Source organism: Variovorax sp. J2L1-78, assembly GCF_030317205.1.
Lineage (GTDB): Bacteria > Pseudomonadota > Gammaproteobacteria > Burkholderiales > Burkholderiaceae_C > Variovorax > Variovorax arabinosiphilus.
Genome location: NZ_JASZYB010000003.1, coordinates 556,154 through 574,572, shown reverse-complemented (window position 1 = coordinate 574,572; position 18,419 = coordinate 556,154). Strand labels below are relative to the sequence as shown.

The window sequence follows — 18,419 nt, the reverse complement described above, 5'->3', positions numbered from 1 at the left end:
CCAACACCTATGGCCCTTCAAATCCAAGCCGCGCAGCTGCGCACCCAAGTCGCCCGCGTCCTCGCCGCGGCAGGCAGTTCCACCGCCGAGGCCGAGCAGGTCGCCGCCAACCTCGTGCTGGCCAACCTGAGCGGCCACGACTCGCATGGCGTGGGCATGGTGCCGCGCTATGTCGACGCCGTGGCCGAGGGCGGCCTCCGGCCGAACACCGGCGTCAAGGTGCAGGTGGACATCGGCACGCTGCTGTCGCTCGACGGCCAGGGCGGCTACGGGCAGATTGTCGGCGTCGAGGCGATGGAGATGGGCATCGCGCGGGCGAAGCAGCACGGCTGCTGCATCTTCACGCTGGCGCATGCGCACCACCTCGGCCGCATCGGCCATTTCGCCGAGATGGCGACGGCGCAGGGCCTGGTGGCGATGCATTTCGTCAACGTGCTGTCGCGGCCGGTGGTCGCGCCGTGGGGCGGCGGCGACGGGCGCTTTGGCACCAACCCCTGCTGCATCGGCGTGCCACTGGCAGGCGCGGCGCCCTTCGTGCTGGACTTCGCCACCAGCCGCGTGGCCCAGGGCAAGATGCGCGTGGCGCACAACAAGGGCGAGCGCGTGCCGCCCGGCTACCTGATCGACGAAGCGGGGCGCCCCACCGACGACCCCGGCGTGGTCGTGGTGCCGCAACCGAACGGCCTGTTCGGCGCGCTCATGACCTTCGGCGAGCACAAGGGCTACGGCATGGCGGTGGCCTGCGAACTGCTCGGCGGCGCCCTCACCGGCGGCGGCACCTGGCACCGGCCGGCCGACACGGCGCGTTCGGTCTTCAACGGCATGCTGACGGTGCTGATCGACCCCGCCAGGCTGGGGACGCAAGCCAGCTTCGACGCGGAAGCGAACGCTTTCGTCGACTGGTTGCGCCAGAGCCCGCCGGGCGCCGGTTTCGACGCCGTGCAGATCGCCGGCGAACCCGAGCGACGGGCCCGCGCCGCCCGTGAGCGCGACGGCATTCAAATTGATGACGCGACCTGGGCCGAAATCGTGCAGGCCGGCCAAAAAGTCGGTGTGACAGTTTCGTGAAGTTGTTCCGCGTTTCTGTGGATAACACTGTGTGCAGCGGTGGGACCACGGTGCGCGGAGCCTGGCGCCACAAGGCTTTCCGCCACATTGCCTGTTGCGCAGGCACCCCCTCCGTCGGGGGAGGCGGCGGGTGGGGCAGCGAACCAGAATCGACGGGCTCTCGATAGCCCGTCATTCCCAAGGAACCGCGATGTCCAAACTCACCACCGCCTTCGGCGCGCCCGTCGTCGACAACCAGAACAGCATGACCGCCGGCCCGCGCGGCCCCCTGCTCTCGCAGGACGTCTGGCTGTTCGAGAAGCTGGCCAACCTGAACCGCGAGATCATTCCCGAGCGGCGCATGCACGCCAAGGGCTCGGGCGCCTTCGGCACCTTCACCGTGACGAACGACATCACGAAGTACACGCGCGCCAAGCTGTTCAGCGCGGTCGGCAAGAAGACCGAGATGTTCGCCCGCTTCACCACCGTCGCCGGCGAGCGCGGCGCGGCCGATGCCGAGCGCGACATCCGCGGCTTCGCGCTGAAGTTCTATACCGAGGAAGGCAACTGGGACCTGGTGGGCAACAACACGCCGGTGTTCTTCCTGCGCGACCCGCGCAAGTTCCCCGACCTCAACAAGGCGGTCAAACGCGACCCCAGGACGAACCTGCGCAGCGCCACCAACAACTGGGACTTCTGGACCAGCCTGCCCGAGGCGCTGCACCAGGTGACCATCGTGATGAGCGACCGCGGCATTCCGGCGAGCTACCGCCACATGCACGGCTTCGGCTCGCACACCTACAGCTTCGTCAGCGCGGACCACGAACGCTTCTGGGTCAAGTTCCATTTCAGGACGCAGCAGGGCATCAAGAACCTGACGGACGCCGAAGCCGCCGCACTGGTGGGCAGCGACCGCGAAAGCCACCAACGCGACCTGTTCGACGCGATCGAGCGCCAGGACTTCCCCAAGTGGACGCTCTCCATCCAGGTGATGCCCGAGGCCGATGCCGAGAAGGTGCCCTACCACCCCTTCGACCTGACCAAGGTCTGGCCCAAGAAGGACTACCCGCTGATCGAGGTCGGCGTGGTGGAGCTCAACAAGAATGCGGAGAACTTCTTCGCCGACGTCGAGCAGAGTGCCTTCGCGCCCAACAACCTGGTGCCCGGCATCAGCGTGTCGCCCGACAAGATGCTGCAGGCGCGCCTCTTCGCCTATTCCGACGCGCAACGCTACCGCCTGGGCGTGAACCACCACCAGATTCCGGTGAACGCCGCGCGTTGCCCGGTGCACAGCAACCACCGCGACGGCGCCATGCGGGTGGACGGCAACTACGGCGGCACGCCGCACTACGAGCCCAACAGTTTCGGCCACTGGCAGGAGCAGCCTGGCTACCGCGAGCCGCCGCTGAAGATCAACGGCAACGGCGACTTCTGGAATTTCCGCGAGGACGATGCCGACTACTACCAGCAGCCGGGCGACCTGTTCCGGCTGATGACGCCGGCGCAGCAGCAGGTGCTGTTCGAGAACACCGCGCGGGCCATGGGCGACGCGCCGGACTTCATCAAGCAGCGCCACATCGACAACTGCACGAAGGCCGACCCGGCCTACGGCGCGGGCGTGGCGCGGGCGCTCAAGCAACCGGGCTGAGCGCGCTGCACGCGCGGCACGCGAGCGCCGCACGTCGGTCAGCCGCGCGCGTTGCGCGACTTCTGGCTCAGCACGAGCGCGATGCCGCCCAGAATCGCCACCGAGGCGGCAGCCAGCCGCGGCGTGATCGCCTCCGACAGGAGCAGCACGCCACCGAATGCAGCCAGGAGCGGCACCGACAACTGCACGGTGGCCGCCTGCATGGCCGAAAGACGGGCCAGCGCCGCATACCAGACGACATAGCCGAGGCCCGAGGTCAGTGCGCCGGAAGCCACGGCGAGCGCGACGCCGGTCGCGTCCGCATGGGCGCTGGCCACGAAAACAAGGCTCAGCGCGAGCGCGAGCGGCACGGCCCGCGTGAAGTTGCGCGCGGTGGCGGCCAGCGGGTCGGCCACGCCGCGCCCACGCAACGAGTACACGCCCCACGCCACGCCCGCCACCGCCATCAGCACGGCGCCAAGAAGCGGCGGCGCGGCGATGCCGGGGGACACCAGGTACACGAGCCCACCTGCCGCCAGAACGAAACCGAACCATGCAACGGGCCCGAAGCGCTCGCCGGCGCCCAGGCCCGCGCCAAGCATCGTGAGCTGAACCGCACCGAACAGGATCAGCGCGCCCGTGCCCGCAGTCAGGCTGAGGTAGGCGAAAGAGAAGAACGCGACATAGGCGAACAGCATGACGGCGGCGAGCCAGCCGGCACGGCCGGGCGAAGACGGCTGCGCCCTGAGCCGCACGACGAGGGCCAGCGTGATCGCCCCGGAAACCAGCCTGATGCTGCCGAAACTGGCCGGATCGATGCCCCGATGCTGCAACGCGAGCCTGCACAACAGCGAGTTGGCTGCGAACGCGACCATGGCCGCTGCGGTGAGTGCGATGGTCCGCAGGGTGGACGGGTCGCCGCGCGCTTCAGACATGCATCGCCACCATGAAGACGGCCCAGCCCAGCAAGGCGAACCCGAGCGGCGCGCTCAGGCGATGGCCCCAGGGAAGGTTCTTTTCTATCGCCATGACGGCCGCAAGCAGAAGCATCCAGCCGAGACTGCCGGTGCCGAGCGCGAACATCAACACCATCAGCGCCCAGCAGCAGCCGACGCAGAACAGGCCGTGGTGGGCGCCCAGCGCGAACGCATGCCAAGCCTGCGCCTGCCCCCGCCAGTGCTCGATGACGAAGCTCAACGGCGTGCGGCACTTCTCCAGGCACCGGTGCTTGAGACGGCTGAACTGGAAGGCTCCGGCCAGCGCGATGGTCGCGGCACCGAGCACCCAGCCATGCCAGGCCAAGGTCGGCGCGCTGGCGAGCAGGGCCAGCACCGCGCTGTGGAGCCCGTGTGCCAGCAGCCCGAAGGCGCCCCACACCGCCATGTAGCCCAGCCCCAGCAGCACGAGAAGGCGCCCATGGTCCGGCCTCCCCTCGGTCAACCGGTCGAAGGCATTGAACAGCGGCAGCGTGGTCGGCAGCATCATGGCCGCCGTCATGAGGATCCACGCGGCGGCGTAGAGCACCATGGGCACGACCACGTCGCCGGCGGGCACGACCTGGCACAGGAACGCGGCCGGCCCCGAGGCGGTCCAATCGCCATGTTCGAGGTACCGCCCGTAAGGGCTGCGCGCCCAGGCCCACAACGCCATCCACGCGAGCGCGATCAGTGCAGCAAGAACCGGCCGGAACACGCGACGGTGGCGGGAGACGTTGCGCGGCGGCGAGCCGGCCGCCGGGGTCATGGGGTGGCCTTCGTGCTTCGCACTGCGGCGCGAGCTTGCTGGGGGCGGCCCGGCGCAGCGCTCATTGGATAACCTCCGCGCTGCACGCTGCGGTATTCGCCTTGGGAGCGGCCCGGCGGCTCATGCGTCGAAGACGAAGATGCTCTGCAGGGCGTTGTGGTTCTTGATGTCGAGGTCGATGCCCAGCGCAGCATTCTTCGACCGGTAGGTCGGGGCCTTGCCGACGAACACCGGCGCGCCCGGAACCGTGGAGAACACCGTGTCGGAAAGGACGGTCTGGCCACCGGTCGCACCGCGGTAGGGCTCGAGCTCGGCGTAGTAGTCCTGGCCGATCTTCAGTTCGCCCTTGCCTTCGTTCACGGTGAATCGGATCGGCGCCCGCTCGACCGACACGACCTCGCCGATGAGCTTGGCCAGGTCGGCGATCGGTCCGCCGGCCTGACCGGTGTAGACCTTGAGCAGCGCCTCTTCCTGCGCCTTGGAGGCGTTGTCGTCGACGAAGATCGCCGCCGTCCAGTTGCCTTCGAGGATGTTGCCGGGCACATGCGCCACGGCCGCGATGGTGTTGCCGCCGACATCGAGGCCGTCGATCGTTCCCTTGTCGATGCGCCACGCGACGATGGTGTCGCAGGTGCCGTTGTCAGGGTCCTCGCCGATCCAGCAGGGACACAGGACGTTGCAGTTGCATACCTCGAGCAGGCGACCTTCCAGGTGATAGCTCATACGAACCTCCGTTCAGAAGCCACACGAACACGGACTTGTCGCCGCGACTCGGCGGCAAGGGGCATCGATCCTACGCCCGGCAACGAAGCAAGTCGAGTGCTTGGGCGTGTCGCTGAAACGGTGGGGCGCGCAGGGCGGGCCGCCGTTCAAACGATCAATGCGATCGTTGCTTCGAGGTGCTCGGACGGCAGGCGGCGGAAACCCGAACGCGCGAAGCGCTGCAGCCGCCCCACGACGAAGGCCGTGAGCGCGCCCGCGCGCACCTGCGCATCGACCGTCGGCGTGTCCGACCCGTCGGCGATGACGGCGTCGCGCAGCGCCTGGCGCAGCGTCGATTCGATCTTGTCGAAGAACTGGTTCATGCGGCTTTGCAGGCGCTCGTTCTCGTAGACCAGCGCATCGCCCACCATCACGCGCGTCATGCCGGGGTTCTTCTCGGCGAACTGCATCAGCATGGTGACGATGCGGGCGGCCTGCTCCTTGCCGGCGCCCTCGCGCTCGAGGATCTGGTTGACCAGCGTGAAGACGCTCTGCTCGATGAAGTCGATGAGTCCCTCGAACATCTGCGCCTTGCTGGCGAAGTGCCGGTAGAGCGCGGCCTCGCTGACATCGAGCTGCGCCGCCAGCGCCGCCGTGGTCACCCGCTCGGCGCCGGGGCGCTCCAGCATGGCCGCCAGGGTCTGCAGGATCTGCACCCGCCGCTCGCCCGGCTTCGGCCGTTTGCGGACGGTCGGGGCCGGCGCATCCGGCGTCGAAGCGGCGTCAGGGGCTGGCGCGCTGAACTCTTCGTTTTCCATGGGCGGCGTGCGCATATGTAAAAAAATGATTCTCGCACAGCGACGTGAGCGCGTGCCAACCCGTCGCGAAAGGCGAACACCGACCGGTGTGACTTGCTCGCGCAAAATACGCATTTCGACAGCAAGACCGGACATGCGATGCACAAGAAGAACATTCTGGTGACAGGCGGCGCGGGCTTCATCGGGAGCCACACCTGCGTGGCCCTGGTTGAAGCGGGCTACGTGCCGATCATCCTCGACAACCTCGGCAACAGCGACGTGCGCGTGCTCGACCGGCTGGCCGCCATCACCGGCCACCGGCCCGCCTTCATCGAGGGCGACGTGCGTGACCGCGCGCTGCTCGATGCGGTGTTCGGCCAGCACGACATCGCCGGCGTCATCCACTTCGCCGGCCTCAAGGCGGTCGGCGACTCGGTGGCCGACCCCATCACCTACTACGAGAACAACGTGCACGGCACCTGGGTGCTGGCCGCCGCCATGCAGGCCGCGGGCGTGAAGACGCTGATCTTCTCGTCGTCGGCCACGGTGTACGGCGAGCCCGACCGTTCGCCCATTCCCGAAGACGCGCCCTGCCGGCCGGCCAACCCCTACGGCCGCTCCAAGCGCATGGTGGAAGAGGCGCTGATCGACCTGCAGTTGGCGCAGCCCGACTGGCGCATCGCGCTGCTGCGCTACTTCAACCCGGTGGGCGCACACGAGAGCGGCCGCATCGGCGAACACCCGCAGGGCAAGCCCAACAACCTGATGCCCTTCGTGTGCCAGGTGGCGGTCGGCCTGCGCGAGAAGCTGTCGGTGCACGGCGGCGACTACCCGACGCCCGACGGCACCGGCCTGCGCGACTACGTGCACGTGATGGACCTGGCCGAAGGCCATGTCGCCGCGCTGCGCCATGCCGAGAAGGCGCCGGGCCTGGTCACGCTGAACCTGGGCACCGGAACGGGCGCATCGGTGCTGGACGTGGTGAAAGCCTTCGAGCGCGCCAGCGGCCAGACGATCGCCTACGAGATCGGGCCCCGCCGGCCTGGCGACGTGCCGGCCTACTGGGGCGACCCGTCGCTGGCCGAGGCCACGCTGGGCTGGCGTGCCAGGCGCGGTCTGGACGCGATGTGCGCCGACAGCTGGCGCTGGCAGCAAGGCAACCCCCGCGGCTACGAATAAGCCGGCGCGCTCAGCGCGCGCGGATCATCGTGCCGTAGGCCTGGTCGGTCAGGATCTCGAGCAGCATCGCGTGCGGCACGCGGCCGTCGATGATGTGCACCGCATTCACGCCGCTCTTGGCCGCATCGAGTGCGCCCTCGATCTTCGGCAGCATGCCGCCGGAGATGGTGCCGTCGGCGAAGAGCTCGTCGATCTCGCGGGCGCTCAGGTCGGTCAGCAGGTTGCCGGCCTTGTCGAGCACGCCGGGCGTGTTCGTCAACAGCATCAGTTTCTCGGCCTTGAGCACCGTGGCCAGCTTGCCGGCGACCACGTCGGCGTTGATGTTGTAGCTCTCGTTCTCCTCGCCGAAGCCGATGGGGCTGATGACGGGGATGAAGGCATCGTCCTGCAGCGCCTTGACCACGCTCGGGTCGATCGAGACGATGTCGCCGACCTGGCCGACGTCGTGCATCAGCGCCGGGTCGTTGCGGTCAGCCAGCTTGAGCTTCTGCGCGCGGATCAGGCCGCCGTCGCGCCCGGTCAGGCCCACGGCCTTGCCGCCGGCCTGGTTGATCAGGCCCACGATGTCCTGCTGCACCTCGCCGGCCAGCACCCATTCGACGACTTCCATCGTCTCCGAGTCGGTCACGCGCATGCCCTGGATGAAGTGGCCCTTCTTGCCCAGGCGGTTGAGCGCGGCCTCGATCTGCGGGCCGCCGCCGTGCACCACGACCGGGTTCATGCCCACGAGCTTGAGCAGCACCACGTCTTCGGCGAAGTCGGCCTGCAGGGCCGGGTCGGTCATGGCATTGCCGCCGTACTTGATGACGATGGTCTTGCCGTGGAACTTGCGGATGTAGGGCAGCGCCTGGGCCAGGATCTCGGCCTTGTCGCGGGGAGGAATATTGAGGACGGGATCGGTCATGGACGTTCCGGTTCGGAGGTGGGCAAATTGTGCCGCAAGCCCGCGCCCGGCGGTCGGCGGAACACCGACCGGTGCGCGACGACGAGCAGCAGCACCAGATCGATGCCGACGCGCGCGGTCCAGGCGAAGGCGGCACCGGCCAGGCCGAAGGCATGCAGCCCGACGATCAGCAGCGGAAAGTAGACGAAGGCTTCGGCCACATGCAACTGCGCCGTGACGCGCGCCAGGCCCGCCGCCTGGACGGCCGCGAAGGGCACGAAGGCCACGCCGTTGAACAGCAGACCGAGGGCAAGGAGGGACGTCACCGGCGCGGCACGGTCGGCGAACGCCTCGCCGAGCCACAGCGAGAGGCCCCAGTGCGCACCGAAAGTCAGCACCCCGCTGATCGGCAGCAGCACCACGGCCGAGAGCAGGAGCGACCGACGGTAGACCCGCGTCGCGGCCGCCATGTCGGTGGCCATCAGCGAGGCCAGCCGCGGGAACAGCGCGCCGGTGAGCGCGCCCGGGAGGATGAGCACGCGCAACAGCACTTCCGACGGCACGGTGTAGTACGCCACGACGGCGGCGCCCAGCACGCCGGAGATGACGAAGCGGTCGGCCGTGACCATGAGCGGGCTGATGACATTCGACACCGTCATCCAGGCGCCGAAGGACAGCAGCTGGCGCAGTTCCCGGCGCCCTGCGCGCACCCCGCCCAGGCCGCGGCCCAGATGTCGGCGCACGGGCAGCCAGTGCGCCACGACGAAGACCAGCCGCGCCCCCATGAGCGCGGCGACGATCCAGGTCAGCGAGGGCCCGAACAGCATCACGCTCAGGGCCGGCAAGCCGAAGGTCGCGATGCCCAGCACCAGGCGCAGGAGGTTGACCGCGCGGAAATCCTCGTAGGCCTCGAGCACGCCGCGCAGCCCGACCGTGACGGTCGCCAGCGGCACCGCCGCAGCCGCGATGCGCAAGGCCTGCACGACATCCGCATGCAGCGCCGGCGACACCTTCAGGCCCCGCGCGGCGAGCGGCTCGACCGCCAGTGCCAGCACGACGCCGCCCAGCACGCCCATCACGCCCGCGAAGAGCAGCCCGCTCTTCACCAGCGCCGGCACCTCGTTCGAACGACCGGCCACGCGTTGCTGCGCGACCTGCTGCGTCAGGGCGCGCCCCACGCCCAGATCGAACAGGCTGAAGTAGCCGATGAGGGCCCAGATGAGCGTGAGGATGCCGAAGGCCTCGACGCCGATGTTCCGGACCAGATAGGGAATGAGCGCCGCGCCGACCAGCAGAGGAAGCCCGGCGCCGGCCAAGTTCCAGAGCACGTTGCTTCGCAGGGACATCAACGGGCCATGGCGACGCGGGGCTGCCTCAAGGCCGCAGCCAGCGCGGTACCTTGAAGCGAACGATCATGAGGTAGGCCGTCACGTAGGTGGCCACGAAGAGGGCCGTGCACCCCATCAGCACCAGCGTGTTGTTCCAGAACAGCACCGCAGGCACCACCGACAGCGCGGCGAACATCCACAGATACGGCGAGGTGCGGTTGTTGCGCGCGAGCAGCTGGCGGGCCTCGTCGTCGCTGAAGGCGACCCGCACGATGCGCCGGAAGATCAGCTGGTGGAAATGCAGCGCGTCGGCCATGCCGGGCGACTGGCCACGCGCCACCTTGCGGTAGATGGAGAACACCGTCTCCCACACCGGATAGATCAGCAGCAGCATGGGGAACCACGGCGACACGGTGGGGTGCCGCTGCACCAGCGACACGCAGGCCACGGCAATCACCATGCCCCAGACGTAGGCGCCGCCATCGCCCGCGAAGATCTTGCCGCTCGGGTAGTTCCACATCAGGAAGCCCAACGTGGCGCCGAACAGGCAGATGACCATCGCGGCCAGTTGCCGGTCGCCCACCTGCAGCGCCACGTGGGAGATCGCCAGGCAGACCAGCACCGCCACCGTCCCGGCCAGTCCGTTGTACCCGTCGATAATGTTGAAGGCGTGCGGCAGCCCGCCGATGGCGACCACGGCCAGCAGCACCGCGAGGAAGGGCGCGGCGCGCATCCAGCCATCCACCAGGGCGAAGCCGGTGCGGTACACCCCGAGGCCGAGCACCCAGCACAGCAGCAGCGCCGATCCGATGGTCAACGCCAGGCGGTAGCGCACCGGCACGCGCTGGGTCACGTCTTCGGTGATGCCGCTGAGCACCGCCGGCGCGATGCACAGCAGCACCAGGCCCGAGGCCGTGGCTGGCCAGCCGACGTTGAACGGATCACCGAACCAGCCGGCCGAGAGCCATGCCAAGCCGGTGCCGACGAAGACGCCCGCGCCCCCCAGGCGCGGCACATGGCCCTTGTGGAAACGCTGCGGCATGTCCGCCGCGTAGCGCCGCGCATGCTTGCGGGCGCGCCGCATGACCACCAGCACGGCCAAGGCGGAAAAGACGAAGCTGATGACGATCAGGGCAATCATGGGGAGAGGGGATGAGGGAACCTAGAATTCCCGAGCGAAATTAGACCATGCCCTTTTCCCTGCCCATCCCGCCCCCCTCGACGGTCCCGCCTTCGCACCACCGCCCCATCACCGTCTCGATCGTGAGCCATGGGCAACTGGGCCTGATCCGGCCGCTGCTCGAACAACTGGACCGCTTCAGCAACGTCACGGTCGAGAAGGTGGTCCTCACGATCAACATCCCCGAAGCCGACGTGCTGGGCGACGCCAGCTTCCGCTTTCCGATCGAGCGCATCGAGAACAGCGCCCCGAAAGGCTTCGGGGCCAACCACAACCAGGCCTTCCGTCACTGCGCCACGCCGTGGTTCCTGGTGCTGAACCCCGACATCCGCTTCGACCGCGACGTGCTGGCGCCACTGATCGCGCAGGCGGCCTCCGACAGCGGCCTGCTCACCCCGCGCATCCTGGAGCCCGGCAAGGCCGAGCCGGAGCAGCACCGGGCCATCATCACGCCGCTGGAGATCCTCACGCGGCGCCGGCCGGGCTATGTGCGGCCTACGGTGCCGGCATGGATCCCTGGCCTGTTCATGCTCTTTCGCACCGAGACCTACGCGGCGATCGGCGGCTTCGACGAGCGCTTCTTCATGTATGGGGAGGACTTCGACATCTGCGCGCGGACGCGGTTGGCGGGGTGGCGGCTGCAGGTGGGGGAAGACCTGACAGCGCTGCACGATGCGCGGCGGGCCAGCCACCGCAGCACGCGGCACCTCTACTGGCACGTCACCAGCCTGCTGAAACTCTGGGTTTCACCGACGTTCTGGCGCTACCGCGGCCTGCCGGCCACACGCTGACTCACACCGATTCGACGATGTCCCGCACGGCGCCCCGGGTGCCATAGCCGAACCGGCCATAGCCGCCGGCCCACAGCTCCCGCAGCACCGGCACCAGGCGGGCGCAGCGAGCGGCCGGCAGGCCGGCGCGCAGGCGCTCGTGCGCGACCTTGCGCCGGGCCTCTTCGACGTGCGCCGGTGCGACCTGGTCGCCGAGGCTTCGCAGCCGCTCGAGCAGGCGCTCGGCCCGGGCCACGCGCCGCGCATGCGTGTCGCCGCGCGACGCCGTCGCGAGCCGCACCTTCTCGACGAGACTGCGCCGCCGGGCACCGATCTGGTTGGCGCCGTGCTGGCGGTAGTCGATCAGCGTCTGCGGCAACAGGTCCACCCCCCCCAGCGCCGCAGCCATCGTCGCCAGCCACTCGTCGTGCAGCCACTCGGTCGGAAAGGGCAAGGCGCTCTGCAACAGCGCACGGCGAAAGACGACGGTCGCACCGGTGACGAGGTTGCGGCGCAGGAACACACCGAAGGCCTGGCCGCCGTGAATCTGCGCGATCTCCGCCGGCGTGACCTCGAGCGACTGGAAAAGCGAGCCCCCCAGGTCGCGGCGCTCGCCGTCGACCAACTGCGCATCGGTGTGCAGCAGCAGCAGGTCATCGCGGCGCTCGAACGTCGACGCCATGAGGTCGAGCCGCTCCGGGCGCCACACGTCGTCCTGGTCGCTCAACGCGACCAGATCGCCCTCGCAGGCACGCGCCGCCTGCTCGAAGTTCTTGGTCACGCGCAACGGCGCCGCGTTCTGCAGCACGCGCAACGCGATGGGCGCCTCCGGGCGCGCGCGGTTGCATTCCGCGACGGCCTGGCGCGCCAGATCCACGCTGCCATCGGACGACGCGTCGTCCGACAGCACGATCTCGAACGGAGGGCGCGTCTGCAGGCAGATGCTGCGAATCTGCTCGCGAATGAAGCGCTCGCCGTTGTGCGTGCACAGGGCGACCGAGATGGAGAGGCGCTGAAGTCCCATGGCTTCGATCCTATCGAAGCGCCCGATGGGGGCCGGGCCGGTAAAATTGCCGGCCCAGCAATCTCTAGGCAAAAAGATGCGTGTTCTTTCAGTGGTCCTCGCAGGAGGATCCGGCTCCAGGCTCTGGCCGCTTTCCCGTCACACGTTCCCCACGCCTTTCATGAAGCTGGGAGGTGCCCCGCTGCTACAGCAGGCGATCGAGCGCGGCCAGGCCTGCGGCACCCGTGATCTGATGGTGGTCACCAACAAGGACCACGTCTTCCTGGCGCGCAGCGTGCTGCGCCAGATGACGGCGGCGCCCGACGCCACCCTCCTTCTCGAACCCCAGGGGCGCAACACGGCACCGGCGATCGCCCTGGCGGCGCTGCAGTGCATCCAGCAGCTCGGTGGCGACACGGTCATGCTGGTGCTCCCCGCAGATCACCTGATCCCGGACGTGGACGCCTTCGCCGCCAGTGCCAGACCGGCCTTCGACCTGGCGGCCCAGGGTTCCCTGGTGGTGTTCGGCATCAGCCCCACGACCCCGGACACCCATGTCGACTACGTCGAGGTGGCGCAGGTGTCGCGCGAGGCCCAGCCAGCCACCGGCTTCGTGCAGACACCGGACCTGGCGACGGCACAGGCCTGCCTCGCCACCGGTCGCCACTACTGGAACAGCGGCATCTTCTGCTTCACCGCCGACGCGATCGTCGCCGCCTTCGAACAGCATGCGCCCGCGGTGCTGGCGGCTGCCCGCCAGGCACTCGGTTCGTCACGCACCGCGGGTGATGCGATCGAGTTCGACGCGGCCACCTTCGGCCTGCAGCCCGACGTCGGCCTCGACGAGGCCGTGATTGCCAAGGCGAATAACGTTCAACTCGTCCCGGCCAGCTTCGGCTGGAGCGACGTCGGCTCCTGGCCGGCCGTGGCCAACGCGCACGCCAGCGACGCCAGCGGCAACACCCTGCCCGCCGATGCCATCTCCATCGACACCACGGGCACGCACGTCCACATCGAAAGCCACGGCCCGAAGCTGGTGGCCACCGTCGGCATCCACGACCTCGTGATCGTCGACACCCCCGACGCGCTGCTGGTCGCCCACAAGGACAGCGCCCAGAAGGTGCAGGACGTGGTGCAGGACCTGCGGGCGCGTTCGCACGAAGTGGTCCACCTGCCGGCGACCGTGCATCGCCCCTGGGGAACCTATGCCTCGCTGAAGGAAGAAGACGGCTACAAGGTCAAGCGCATCACGGTGAAGCCGGGCGAATCGCTGTCGCTGCAGTACCACCACCAACGCGCAGAGCATTGGGTGGTCGTCAGAGGAACGGCGATCGTGCAGATCGGCGAGGTGGAACACCGCACGCTGCCGGGTGAATACCGTTACATCCCCCTCCAGGAAAAGCATCGCTTGACGAACATCGGACAGGACGAGCTCGTGCTCGTCGAAGTGCAGTGCGGCGGGTACCTGGGCGAAGACGACATCGTCCGCCTGGCCGACACCTACGGTCGCGCATGAGTCAAGCGCACTCCAACCTTCATCGCAGCGCCTGGGCCGACTGGTGGGAAGGCACCCGCCGCACCGACATCTGGTGGACGCTGGCATGGTTCGACATCGTGCTGCGCTATCGCCGCTCCATGCTCGGACCCCTCTGGCTCACGCTCAGCATGGGCGCCATGATCGGCGGCATGGGCCCGCTCTACAGCGTGCTCTTCGGTACGGAACTGTCGAAGTTCTTCCCCCACCTCGCACTCGGCATCATCTTCTGGAGCTTCTTCGCCAGCATGGTGACGGACTCGTGCAACGCGTTCGTCGGCTCCGGCAACTACCTCAAGCAGGGCTATTTCCCGATCAGCCTCTTCGTCTGGCGGAGCATGTCGCGCAACCTGATCCAGTTGGCGCACCACATCGTCCTGTACATCCCGGTGGCGCTCTGGGCAGGCATTTCACTGTCGTGGTCGGCGCTGCTCTTCGTGCCGGCCTTCCTGCTCGTCCTCGTCAACGGCCAGGCACTGGGCCTGGCGCTCGGCCTGGTCTGCACGCGATTCCGCGACGTGGCCCAGATCGTCACCAGCGTGATGCAGATGCTGATGTTCCTGACGCCCGTGTTCTGGCTGCCCGAAAGCCTGCCGGGACGCACGAAGTACATCCTCTGGAACCCGTTTGCGCAGGCGCTGGACCTGCTGCGTGCGCCGTTGATGGGCAGCGTGTCGAGTGCCCACAACTGGTGGGGCATCCTGGGCTGGACCGCGGCGACCCTGGTGGTGTCGAGCCTGCTCTTCAGGAAGTACCGCCGTCGCGTCGTCTACTGGCTGTAAAAGAAAAAGAACATGGCTTTCATTTCCCTCAAGAACGTCTCGATCAACTTCCCAATCTACGGCGCCGGTTCTGCGTCGCTCAAGAAAACGCTGGCGGCGTCGGTCACCGGGGGGCGCTTCGGCAAGGAGACCGGCGTCAACGTGGTCCAGGCGCTCAGCGGCATCGACCTGGAACTCAACAGCGGTGACCGCCTGGGCCTGATCGGGCACAACGGCGCCGGCAAGTCGACGCTGCTGCGCGCGCTGGCCGGCGTCTACGAACCGTCGTCCGGCGAGTTCGTCCGCCAGGGCACGGTGTCGAGCCTCATCGACCCATCGCTGGGCATCGAGGTGGACGCGACCGGCGTCGAGAACATCATGCTGCGCGGGCTGGTCATGGGCATGAGCAAGAAGCAGATCGACGCGCTCACGCCGGAGATCTGCGAGTTCAGCGGGCTGGGCGAATACGTCAACATGCCGGTGCGCACCTATTCCACCGGCATGCTGATGCGGCTGGCGTTCTCGATCTCGACCAGCGTCCAGGCAGACATCCTGCTGATGGACGAGTGGCTGTCGGTGGGCGACGCCGACTTCACGCACAAGGCCGAGCAACGCATGAAGGACGTGGTGTCCAAGTCCGGCATCCTGGTGCTCGCCTCGCACTCGCCCGAGCTGATCGCCCGGGAATGCAACCGCGTGATCCACCTGGAGCACGGGCGGATCGTCGAGCGCTGAGCCAGCGCTCGACCATGGCGCGTCAGGCGCGTGCGCGCCGCAGCGTCCTGATCTCTTCCAGCCGCTTGGCGATGCGCTCACCTGCCGCGTGGAGCGACAGGTTCGTTTCCGCGCTGCGCCTGCCGCGCTCCCCGAGTTCACGGGCCCAGGCCTGATCGTCGTACATGCGCCGCATGTACTGCGCCGCATGCTCGACGGAGGGCTGGGCCCATTCCAGGTGACCGTCGTAAGGCGGGATCGGCCAACCGAGCTTCACCAGCTCGTAGGGCACGAGGAGGCTGTTGCTGTCGTCCATGAAGTCCACGTTGCCTGAGAAGTTCGTGGCGATCACGGGTTTGCCCATCAGCATGGCCTCTGCCATCGTCAGGCCCAGGCCTTCGCTGCGATGGAGCGACACATAGGCATCGCAGGCGTCCATGAGCGACAGCACGTCGTCGGGGCTGTAGACCTGGTCGATCACGACGATGTTGGCGCCGGCCGCGGCGTCGCGCAGTTCCTGCAGTTGCGCGGGATGGCGATCGCCGTAGGAGCTCTTGAGCACCAGGCGCACCGGCTCGTCCGGGCGGAAGGCCGTCTTGAACGCACGGATCAGCCCCAGCGGGTTCTTGCGCTCCATCACGCTCATCATGTGGAACATGAAGAGAAAGGTGAAGGGCTCGTCGTTCAGGCCGAAGTACGCGCGTTCGCGCTTCTCGTAGGGTGCCAGCTTGACGCCAGGAAACAGCGTGCGCACCGGGACGGACAGTCGCGCGCGCAAGCCGCGCGCGACGAATTCGGTGGCCGCCCACACCTCGTCGACCTGGCGCGCATGCTCGACCCACGACTCGGGAATCGAATCGAACTCCCAGTACCAGTAGGCGATGCGGTACGTCCGCGGGCTGCGCTGGAACAACTGCGCCCGCCGGAAGGCATCGCCGAAATACGGTTCGGGCTGCACGTGGATGATCGTGACGTCATTGGACTCCATGCCCCGGAAGTCCACATGGTGGGGGTCGTCCTTGACGTCCGTCCACAGGTCGCGCAGTGAGGTCGACAGGCCCGCCAGGTCCATCCCCTTGACCATCGACTCGGCGGAGATGCGAAGCCCTGATGGATAACAGAAATGTCCGATGACGTTGGCGCCGAGCCGGGTCATGTCGGCGCCGACGGCATCGGCGTCGAGTCGGTGGCACCAGTCGCGCAGCGGCATCGACAACCCCGCTTCCGGCGACGACAACCACGCCAGCAACGCGCGCGCGCCGTCTTTGTCCAGCAGCGCATTCGGATGCGCTGCGCGCCACGCGTCGCGGGCCCAGTAGCTGGTGCGCAGTTGCAGCGCTGGCGTCTCCCATTCCGGCCACCCGGACGGATCCACCCAGTCGCCCACGGCGCCGTACTCGGCCGCGAACCAGGTTGCGAAGTCGTCGCGGCCGAACACCGTCATGCCGTCGGGGTGCGCCTGTTGCCAGGCCGGCGCGAAGGAATAGGCCAGCATAAGTTCGCGCCGCGGGTCTTGCGAAGCCTCCACGAACAGCCAGGCCACCTCCTCGGGGCGCAAACCGGCATCGTTCATGGCGTGGTCCGAGAACCAGCGCAGCAGGTCGCGCATCCCCACGGGTGTCAACCCCTGCGGGAGCACCGCCATCAACCCGTCGCTGGCAAGGAATACCTGGCGGGCCCGAGCGCCGAGCCCGGCATGCAACGCATCGACCAGATGCTGAACGGCAGAGGCGGACAGACCGAATTCCTGGGGGGCCGCCCCCCGAAGCCATGCGTCGAAGGGCTCGATGCCCCCCGCCAGGAACGCTGCCGAAAAACGGGCGCGCACATCGGCGCGACGACGCCACAGGTCGATCAGCCATCGCGCTGCCGACCATCGGTCCGTCACGTCTTCAGGCTGCACAGGCGGCCACGAAAACACTGACCGACCAGAAGCCTGCACGGCGCGCGCCACCTCGGTGTCGTTGCACAGGTCGAAACCAGGCACCACCGGGACCGCCCTGCCGCGACGGCGCAGCGCGATCCGCGCCTCCTCGCGCTCGATCCAAAAAGCCACCTGGACATCGACCGCGCGGGCCGCAAAACGCACGCGCAAGGCCTGCACACGCTGCCGAACCCACCAGGGTGTCACGGTCCAGTAGACCCCCTTGACGACCTGCCTCAGTCTCCCCCGCAGCAAGGTCTTCTCAGCCATGGTGATGCACGAAGTCCTCGTAGGCTTGCTTCAGCCCGACGTCGAGCGGCGTCTTCGCCTTCCAGCCCAATGCCGCCAGGCGGCTCACGTCCATCAGCTTGCGCGGCGTTCCATCCGGCTTCGTCGCGTCGAGTTTCAACTCGCCTTGGTAGCCGACCGTCGCCTTCACCAGTTCGGCGACCTCCTGGATGCTCACGTCTTCGCCGACACCGACGTTGATCAGCGGGGTCGAATCCGGATGCGTCAGTGCCGCGAAGCGCTCGTCGGGCATGTCCAGGAGGAAGAGGATCGCGTCGCCCAGATCCGACGAGTACATGAACTCCCGGCGTGGCTTGCCGGAGCCCCAGACCACCACCGAGGGCTCTGCCTTGCGCTTGGCCTCATGAAAGCGCCGGATCAGGGCCGGCAGCACATGCGAGTTTTCCGGGTGGTAGTTGTCACCCGGGCCATACATGTTGGTCGGCATCATCGCGACGTAGTGTGTGCCGTACTGGCGGTTGAACGACCAGCAGGATTCCACCCCAGCGATCTTGGCCAGCGCGTAGGGCCGGTTGGTGGCTTCCAGTGGACCGGTCAACAGGTACTCTTCCTTGATGGGCTGCGGGCAGTCGCGCGGGTAGATGCACGACGAGCCGAGGAAGATCATGCGGTCGATGCCTGACTCGTGCGCGGCGTCGAACACGTTCAGCTGGATGCGCAGGTTGTTGTGCAGGAAGTCAACGGGATAGCTCGCGTTCGCCAGGATGCCGCCAACTTTTGCTGCGCACATGACCACGTGGTCGGGTCGATGCTCGAGGAAGAACGCGCGGGTGGCCGAGCGGTCCTCCAGATCGAGTTCGGCGTGGGTGCGGGTTAGAACCTCGTAATCAGCACGGCCTGCGAGAACGCGCAGCGTCGCTGAACCGACCAGGCCGCGATGTCCAGCGACGAATATCTTCTTTGTCTTCATAGGGGTTC

At 67.9% G+C, this 18,419-nt stretch carries 17 protein-coding genes; 7 read left to right on the top strand and 10 right to left on the bottom strand.

Annotated elements, in window-relative coordinates:
- The first annotated feature begins 9 nt into the window (after positions 1 to 9).
- Positions 10 to 1,068: a malate/lactate/ureidoglycolate dehydrogenase gene (locus QTH86_RS21190; protein WP_286648126.1), complete on the top strand. Its 1,059-nt coding sequence runs from the start codon at positions 10 to 12 to the stop codon at positions 1,066 to 1,068.
- A gap of 190 nt (positions 1,069 to 1,258) precedes the next feature.
- On the top strand, positions 1,259 to 2,695 hold the full coding sequence (locus QTH86_RS21185; RefSeq protein ID WP_286648125.1) for a catalase: 1,437 nt from the start codon (positions 1,259 to 1,261) through the stop codon (positions 2,693 to 2,695).
- Between the two features lie 38 nt (positions 2,696 to 2,733).
- Here QTH86_RS21185 and QTH86_RS21180 read toward each other — a convergent pair whose 3' ends face one another.
- The 4 genes from QTH86_RS21180 to slmA all read right to left on the bottom strand — a co-directional run bounded on the left by QTH86_RS21180 (position 2,734) and on the right by slmA (position 5,937).
- Positions 2,734 to 3,609 carry a DMT family transporter gene (locus QTH86_RS21180; RefSeq protein WP_286648124.1) on the bottom strand — a complete coding sequence of 292 codons (876 nt, stop codon included), beginning with the start codon at positions 3,607 to 3,609 and terminating at the stop codon, positions 2,734 to 2,736.
- Positions 3,602 to 4,417, bottom strand: a complete 816-nt coding sequence (locus tag QTH86_RS21175) for a DUF2182 domain-containing protein (protein WP_286648123.1) — start codon at positions 4,415 to 4,417, stop codon at positions 3,602 to 3,604. Before QTH86_RS21175 ends, QTH86_RS21180 begins: the two co-directional genes overlap by 8 nt.
- Positions 4,418 to 4,537: 120 nt before the next feature.
- The gene (locus QTH86_RS21170; protein ID WP_286648122.1) at positions 4,538 to 5,140 is read right to left on the bottom strand and encodes a DUF1326 domain-containing protein; all 603 of its coding nucleotides are present in this window, start codon (positions 5,138 to 5,140) and stop codon (positions 4,538 to 4,540) included.
- 146 nt (positions 5,141 to 5,286) lie between these two features.
- Positions 5,287 to 5,937: a nucleoid occlusion factor SlmA gene (slmA, locus tag QTH86_RS21165; protein WP_286648121.1), complete on the bottom strand. Its 651-nt coding sequence runs from the start codon at positions 5,935 to 5,937 to the stop codon at positions 5,287 to 5,289.
- A 138-nt stretch (positions 5,938 to 6,075) separates the two neighbouring features.
- On the opposite strand from slmA, the gene galE reads away from it, so the two are divergent.
- Positions 6,076 to 7,095: a UDP-glucose 4-epimerase GalE gene (gene galE, locus QTH86_RS21160; protein ID WP_286648120.1), complete on the top strand. Its 1,020-nt coding sequence runs from the start codon at positions 6,076 to 6,078 to the stop codon at positions 7,093 to 7,095.
- Positions 7,096 to 7,105: 10 nt separating this feature from the next.
- Here the strand turns inward: galE and argB are convergent, their stop codons facing one another.
- Genes argB through QTH86_RS21145 form a run of 3 tightly spaced genes read right to left on the bottom strand, consistent with a single transcriptional unit; the run spans position 7,106 to position 10,447 of the window.
- Positions 7,106 to 7,999, bottom strand: coding sequence for an acetylglutamate kinase (gene argB / locus QTH86_RS21155; RefSeq protein ID WP_286648119.1), 894 nt, complete (start codon positions 7,997 to 7,999; stop codon positions 7,106 to 7,108).
- Positions 7,996 to 9,324 (bottom strand): flippase, encoded by a 1,329-nt coding sequence (locus QTH86_RS21150; RefSeq protein ID WP_286648118.1) that lies wholly within the window; start codon positions 9,322 to 9,324, stop codon positions 7,996 to 7,998. The genes argB and QTH86_RS21150 overlap by 4 nt, the downstream gene beginning before the upstream one ends.
- Positions 9,325 to 9,352: 28 nt before the next feature.
- On the bottom strand, positions 9,353 to 10,447 hold the full coding sequence (locus QTH86_RS21145; RefSeq protein ID WP_286648117.1) for a glycosyltransferase family 4 protein: 1,095 nt from the start codon (positions 10,445 to 10,447) through the stop codon (positions 9,353 to 9,355).
- Positions 10,448 to 10,494: 47 nt separating this feature from the next.
- On the opposite strand from QTH86_RS21145, the gene QTH86_RS21140 reads away from it, so the two are divergent.
- Positions 10,495 to 11,277 (top strand): glycosyltransferase, encoded by a 783-nt coding sequence (locus QTH86_RS21140; RefSeq protein WP_286648116.1) that lies wholly within the window; start codon positions 10,495 to 10,497, stop codon positions 11,275 to 11,277.
- A 1-nt stretch (position 11,278) separates the two neighbouring features.
- On the opposite strand, the gene QTH86_RS21135 is transcribed toward QTH86_RS21140, so the two are convergent.
- Positions 11,279 to 12,280, bottom strand: a complete 1,002-nt coding sequence (locus tag QTH86_RS21135) for a glycosyltransferase family 2 protein (protein ID WP_286648115.1) — start codon at positions 12,278 to 12,280, stop codon at positions 11,279 to 11,281.
- Positions 12,281 to 12,305: 25 nt separating this feature from the next.
- On the opposite strand from QTH86_RS21135, the gene QTH86_RS21130 reads away from it, so the two are divergent.
- The 3 genes from QTH86_RS21130 to QTH86_RS21120 are packed head-to-tail and all read left to right on the top strand — an operon-like array spanning position 12,306 to position 15,289.
- Entirely contained in the window at positions 12,306 to 13,775 is a 1,470-nt protein-coding gene (locus QTH86_RS21130; RefSeq protein WP_353506011.1) for a mannose-1-phosphate guanylyltransferase/mannose-6-phosphate isomerase, read from the top strand.
- Positions 13,772 to 14,575 (top strand): ABC transporter permease, encoded by an 804-nt coding sequence (locus QTH86_RS21125; RefSeq protein ID WP_286648113.1) that lies wholly within the window; start codon positions 13,772 to 13,774, stop codon positions 14,573 to 14,575. The genes QTH86_RS21130 and QTH86_RS21125 overlap by 4 nt, the downstream gene beginning before the upstream one ends.
- A gap of 12 nt (positions 14,576 to 14,587) precedes the next feature.
- Positions 14,588 to 15,289: an ABC transporter ATP-binding protein gene (locus tag QTH86_RS21120; protein WP_286648112.1), complete on the top strand. Its 702-nt coding sequence runs from the start codon at positions 14,588 to 14,590 to the stop codon at positions 15,287 to 15,289.
- Between the two features lie 22 nt (positions 15,290 to 15,311).
- Here the strand turns inward: QTH86_RS21120 and QTH86_RS21115 are convergent, their stop codons facing one another.
- Both QTH86_RS21115 and QTH86_RS21110 read right to left on the bottom strand, forming a co-directional pair.
- Entirely contained in the window at positions 15,312 to 17,462 is a 2,151-nt protein-coding gene (locus tag QTH86_RS21115) for a glycosyltransferase family 4 protein (protein ID WP_286648111.1), read from the bottom strand.
- Positions 17,455 to 18,411, bottom strand: a complete 957-nt coding sequence (locus tag QTH86_RS21110; protein WP_286648110.1) for a GDP-L-fucose synthase family protein — start codon at positions 18,409 to 18,411, stop codon at positions 17,455 to 17,457. Before QTH86_RS21110 ends, QTH86_RS21115 begins: the two co-directional genes overlap by 8 nt.
- Positions 18,412 to 18,419: the final 8 nt, after the last annotated feature.

Excerpts from the sequence above, each read along its gene's own strand:
- QTH86_RS21190 (WP_286648126.1), top strand. The coding sequence starts at position 10 with ATGGCCCTTCAAATCCAAGCCGCGCAGCTGCGCACCCAAGTCGCCCGC.
- QTH86_RS21185 (WP_286648125.1), top strand. The coding sequence starts at position 1,259 with ATGTCCAAACTCACCACCGCCTTCGGCGCGCCCGTCGTCGACAACCAG.
- QTH86_RS21180 (WP_286648124.1), bottom strand. The coding sequence starts at position 3,609 with ATGTCTGAAGCGCGCGGCGACCCGTCCACCCTGCGGACCATCGCACTC.
- QTH86_RS21175 (WP_286648123.1), bottom strand. The coding sequence starts at position 4,417 with ATGACCCCGGCGGCCGGCTCGCCGCCGCGCAACGTCTCCCGCCACCGT.
- QTH86_RS21170 (WP_286648122.1), bottom strand. The coding sequence starts at position 5,140 with ATGAGCTATCACCTGGAAGGTCGCCTGCTCGAGGTATGCAACTGCAAC.
- slmA (WP_286648121.1), bottom strand. The coding sequence starts at position 5,937 with ATGGAAAACGAAGAGTTCAGCGCGCCAGCCCCTGACGCCGCTTCGACG.
- galE (WP_286648120.1), top strand. The coding sequence starts at position 6,076 with ATGCACAAGAAGAACATTCTGGTGACAGGCGGCGCGGGCTTCATCGGG.
- argB (WP_286648119.1), bottom strand. The coding sequence starts at position 7,999 with ATGACCGATCCCGTCCTCAATATTCCTCCCCGCGACAAGGCCGAGATC.
- QTH86_RS21150 (WP_286648118.1), bottom strand. The coding sequence starts at position 9,324 with ATGTCCCTGCGAAGCAACGTGCTCTGGAACTTGGCCGGCGCCGGGCTT.
- QTH86_RS21145 (WP_286648117.1), bottom strand. The coding sequence starts at position 10,447 with ATGATTGCCCTGATCGTCATCAGCTTCGTCTTTTCCGCCTTGGCCGTG.
- QTH86_RS21140 (WP_286648116.1), top strand. The coding sequence starts at position 10,495 with ATGCCCTTTTCCCTGCCCATCCCGCCCCCCTCGACGGTCCCGCCTTCG.
- QTH86_RS21135 (WP_286648115.1), bottom strand. The coding sequence starts at position 12,280 with ATGGGACTTCAGCGCCTCTCCATCTCGGTCGCCCTGTGCACGCACAAC.
- QTH86_RS21130 (WP_353506011.1), top strand. The coding sequence starts at position 12,306 with ATGGGGGCCGGGCCGGTAAAATTGCCGGCCCAGCAATCTCTAGGCAAA.
- QTH86_RS21125 (WP_286648113.1), top strand. The coding sequence starts at position 13,772 with ATGAGTCAAGCGCACTCCAACCTTCATCGCAGCGCCTGGGCCGACTGG.
- QTH86_RS21120 (WP_286648112.1), top strand. The coding sequence starts at position 14,588 with ATGGCTTTCATTTCCCTCAAGAACGTCTCGATCAACTTCCCAATCTAC.
- QTH86_RS21115 (WP_286648111.1), bottom strand. The coding sequence starts at position 17,462 with ATGGCTGAGAAGACCTTGCTGCGGGGGAGACTGAGGCAGGTCGTCAAG.
- QTH86_RS21110 (WP_286648110.1), bottom strand. The coding sequence starts at position 18,411 with ATGAAGACAAAGAAGATATTCGTCGCTGGACATCGCGGCCTGGTCGGT.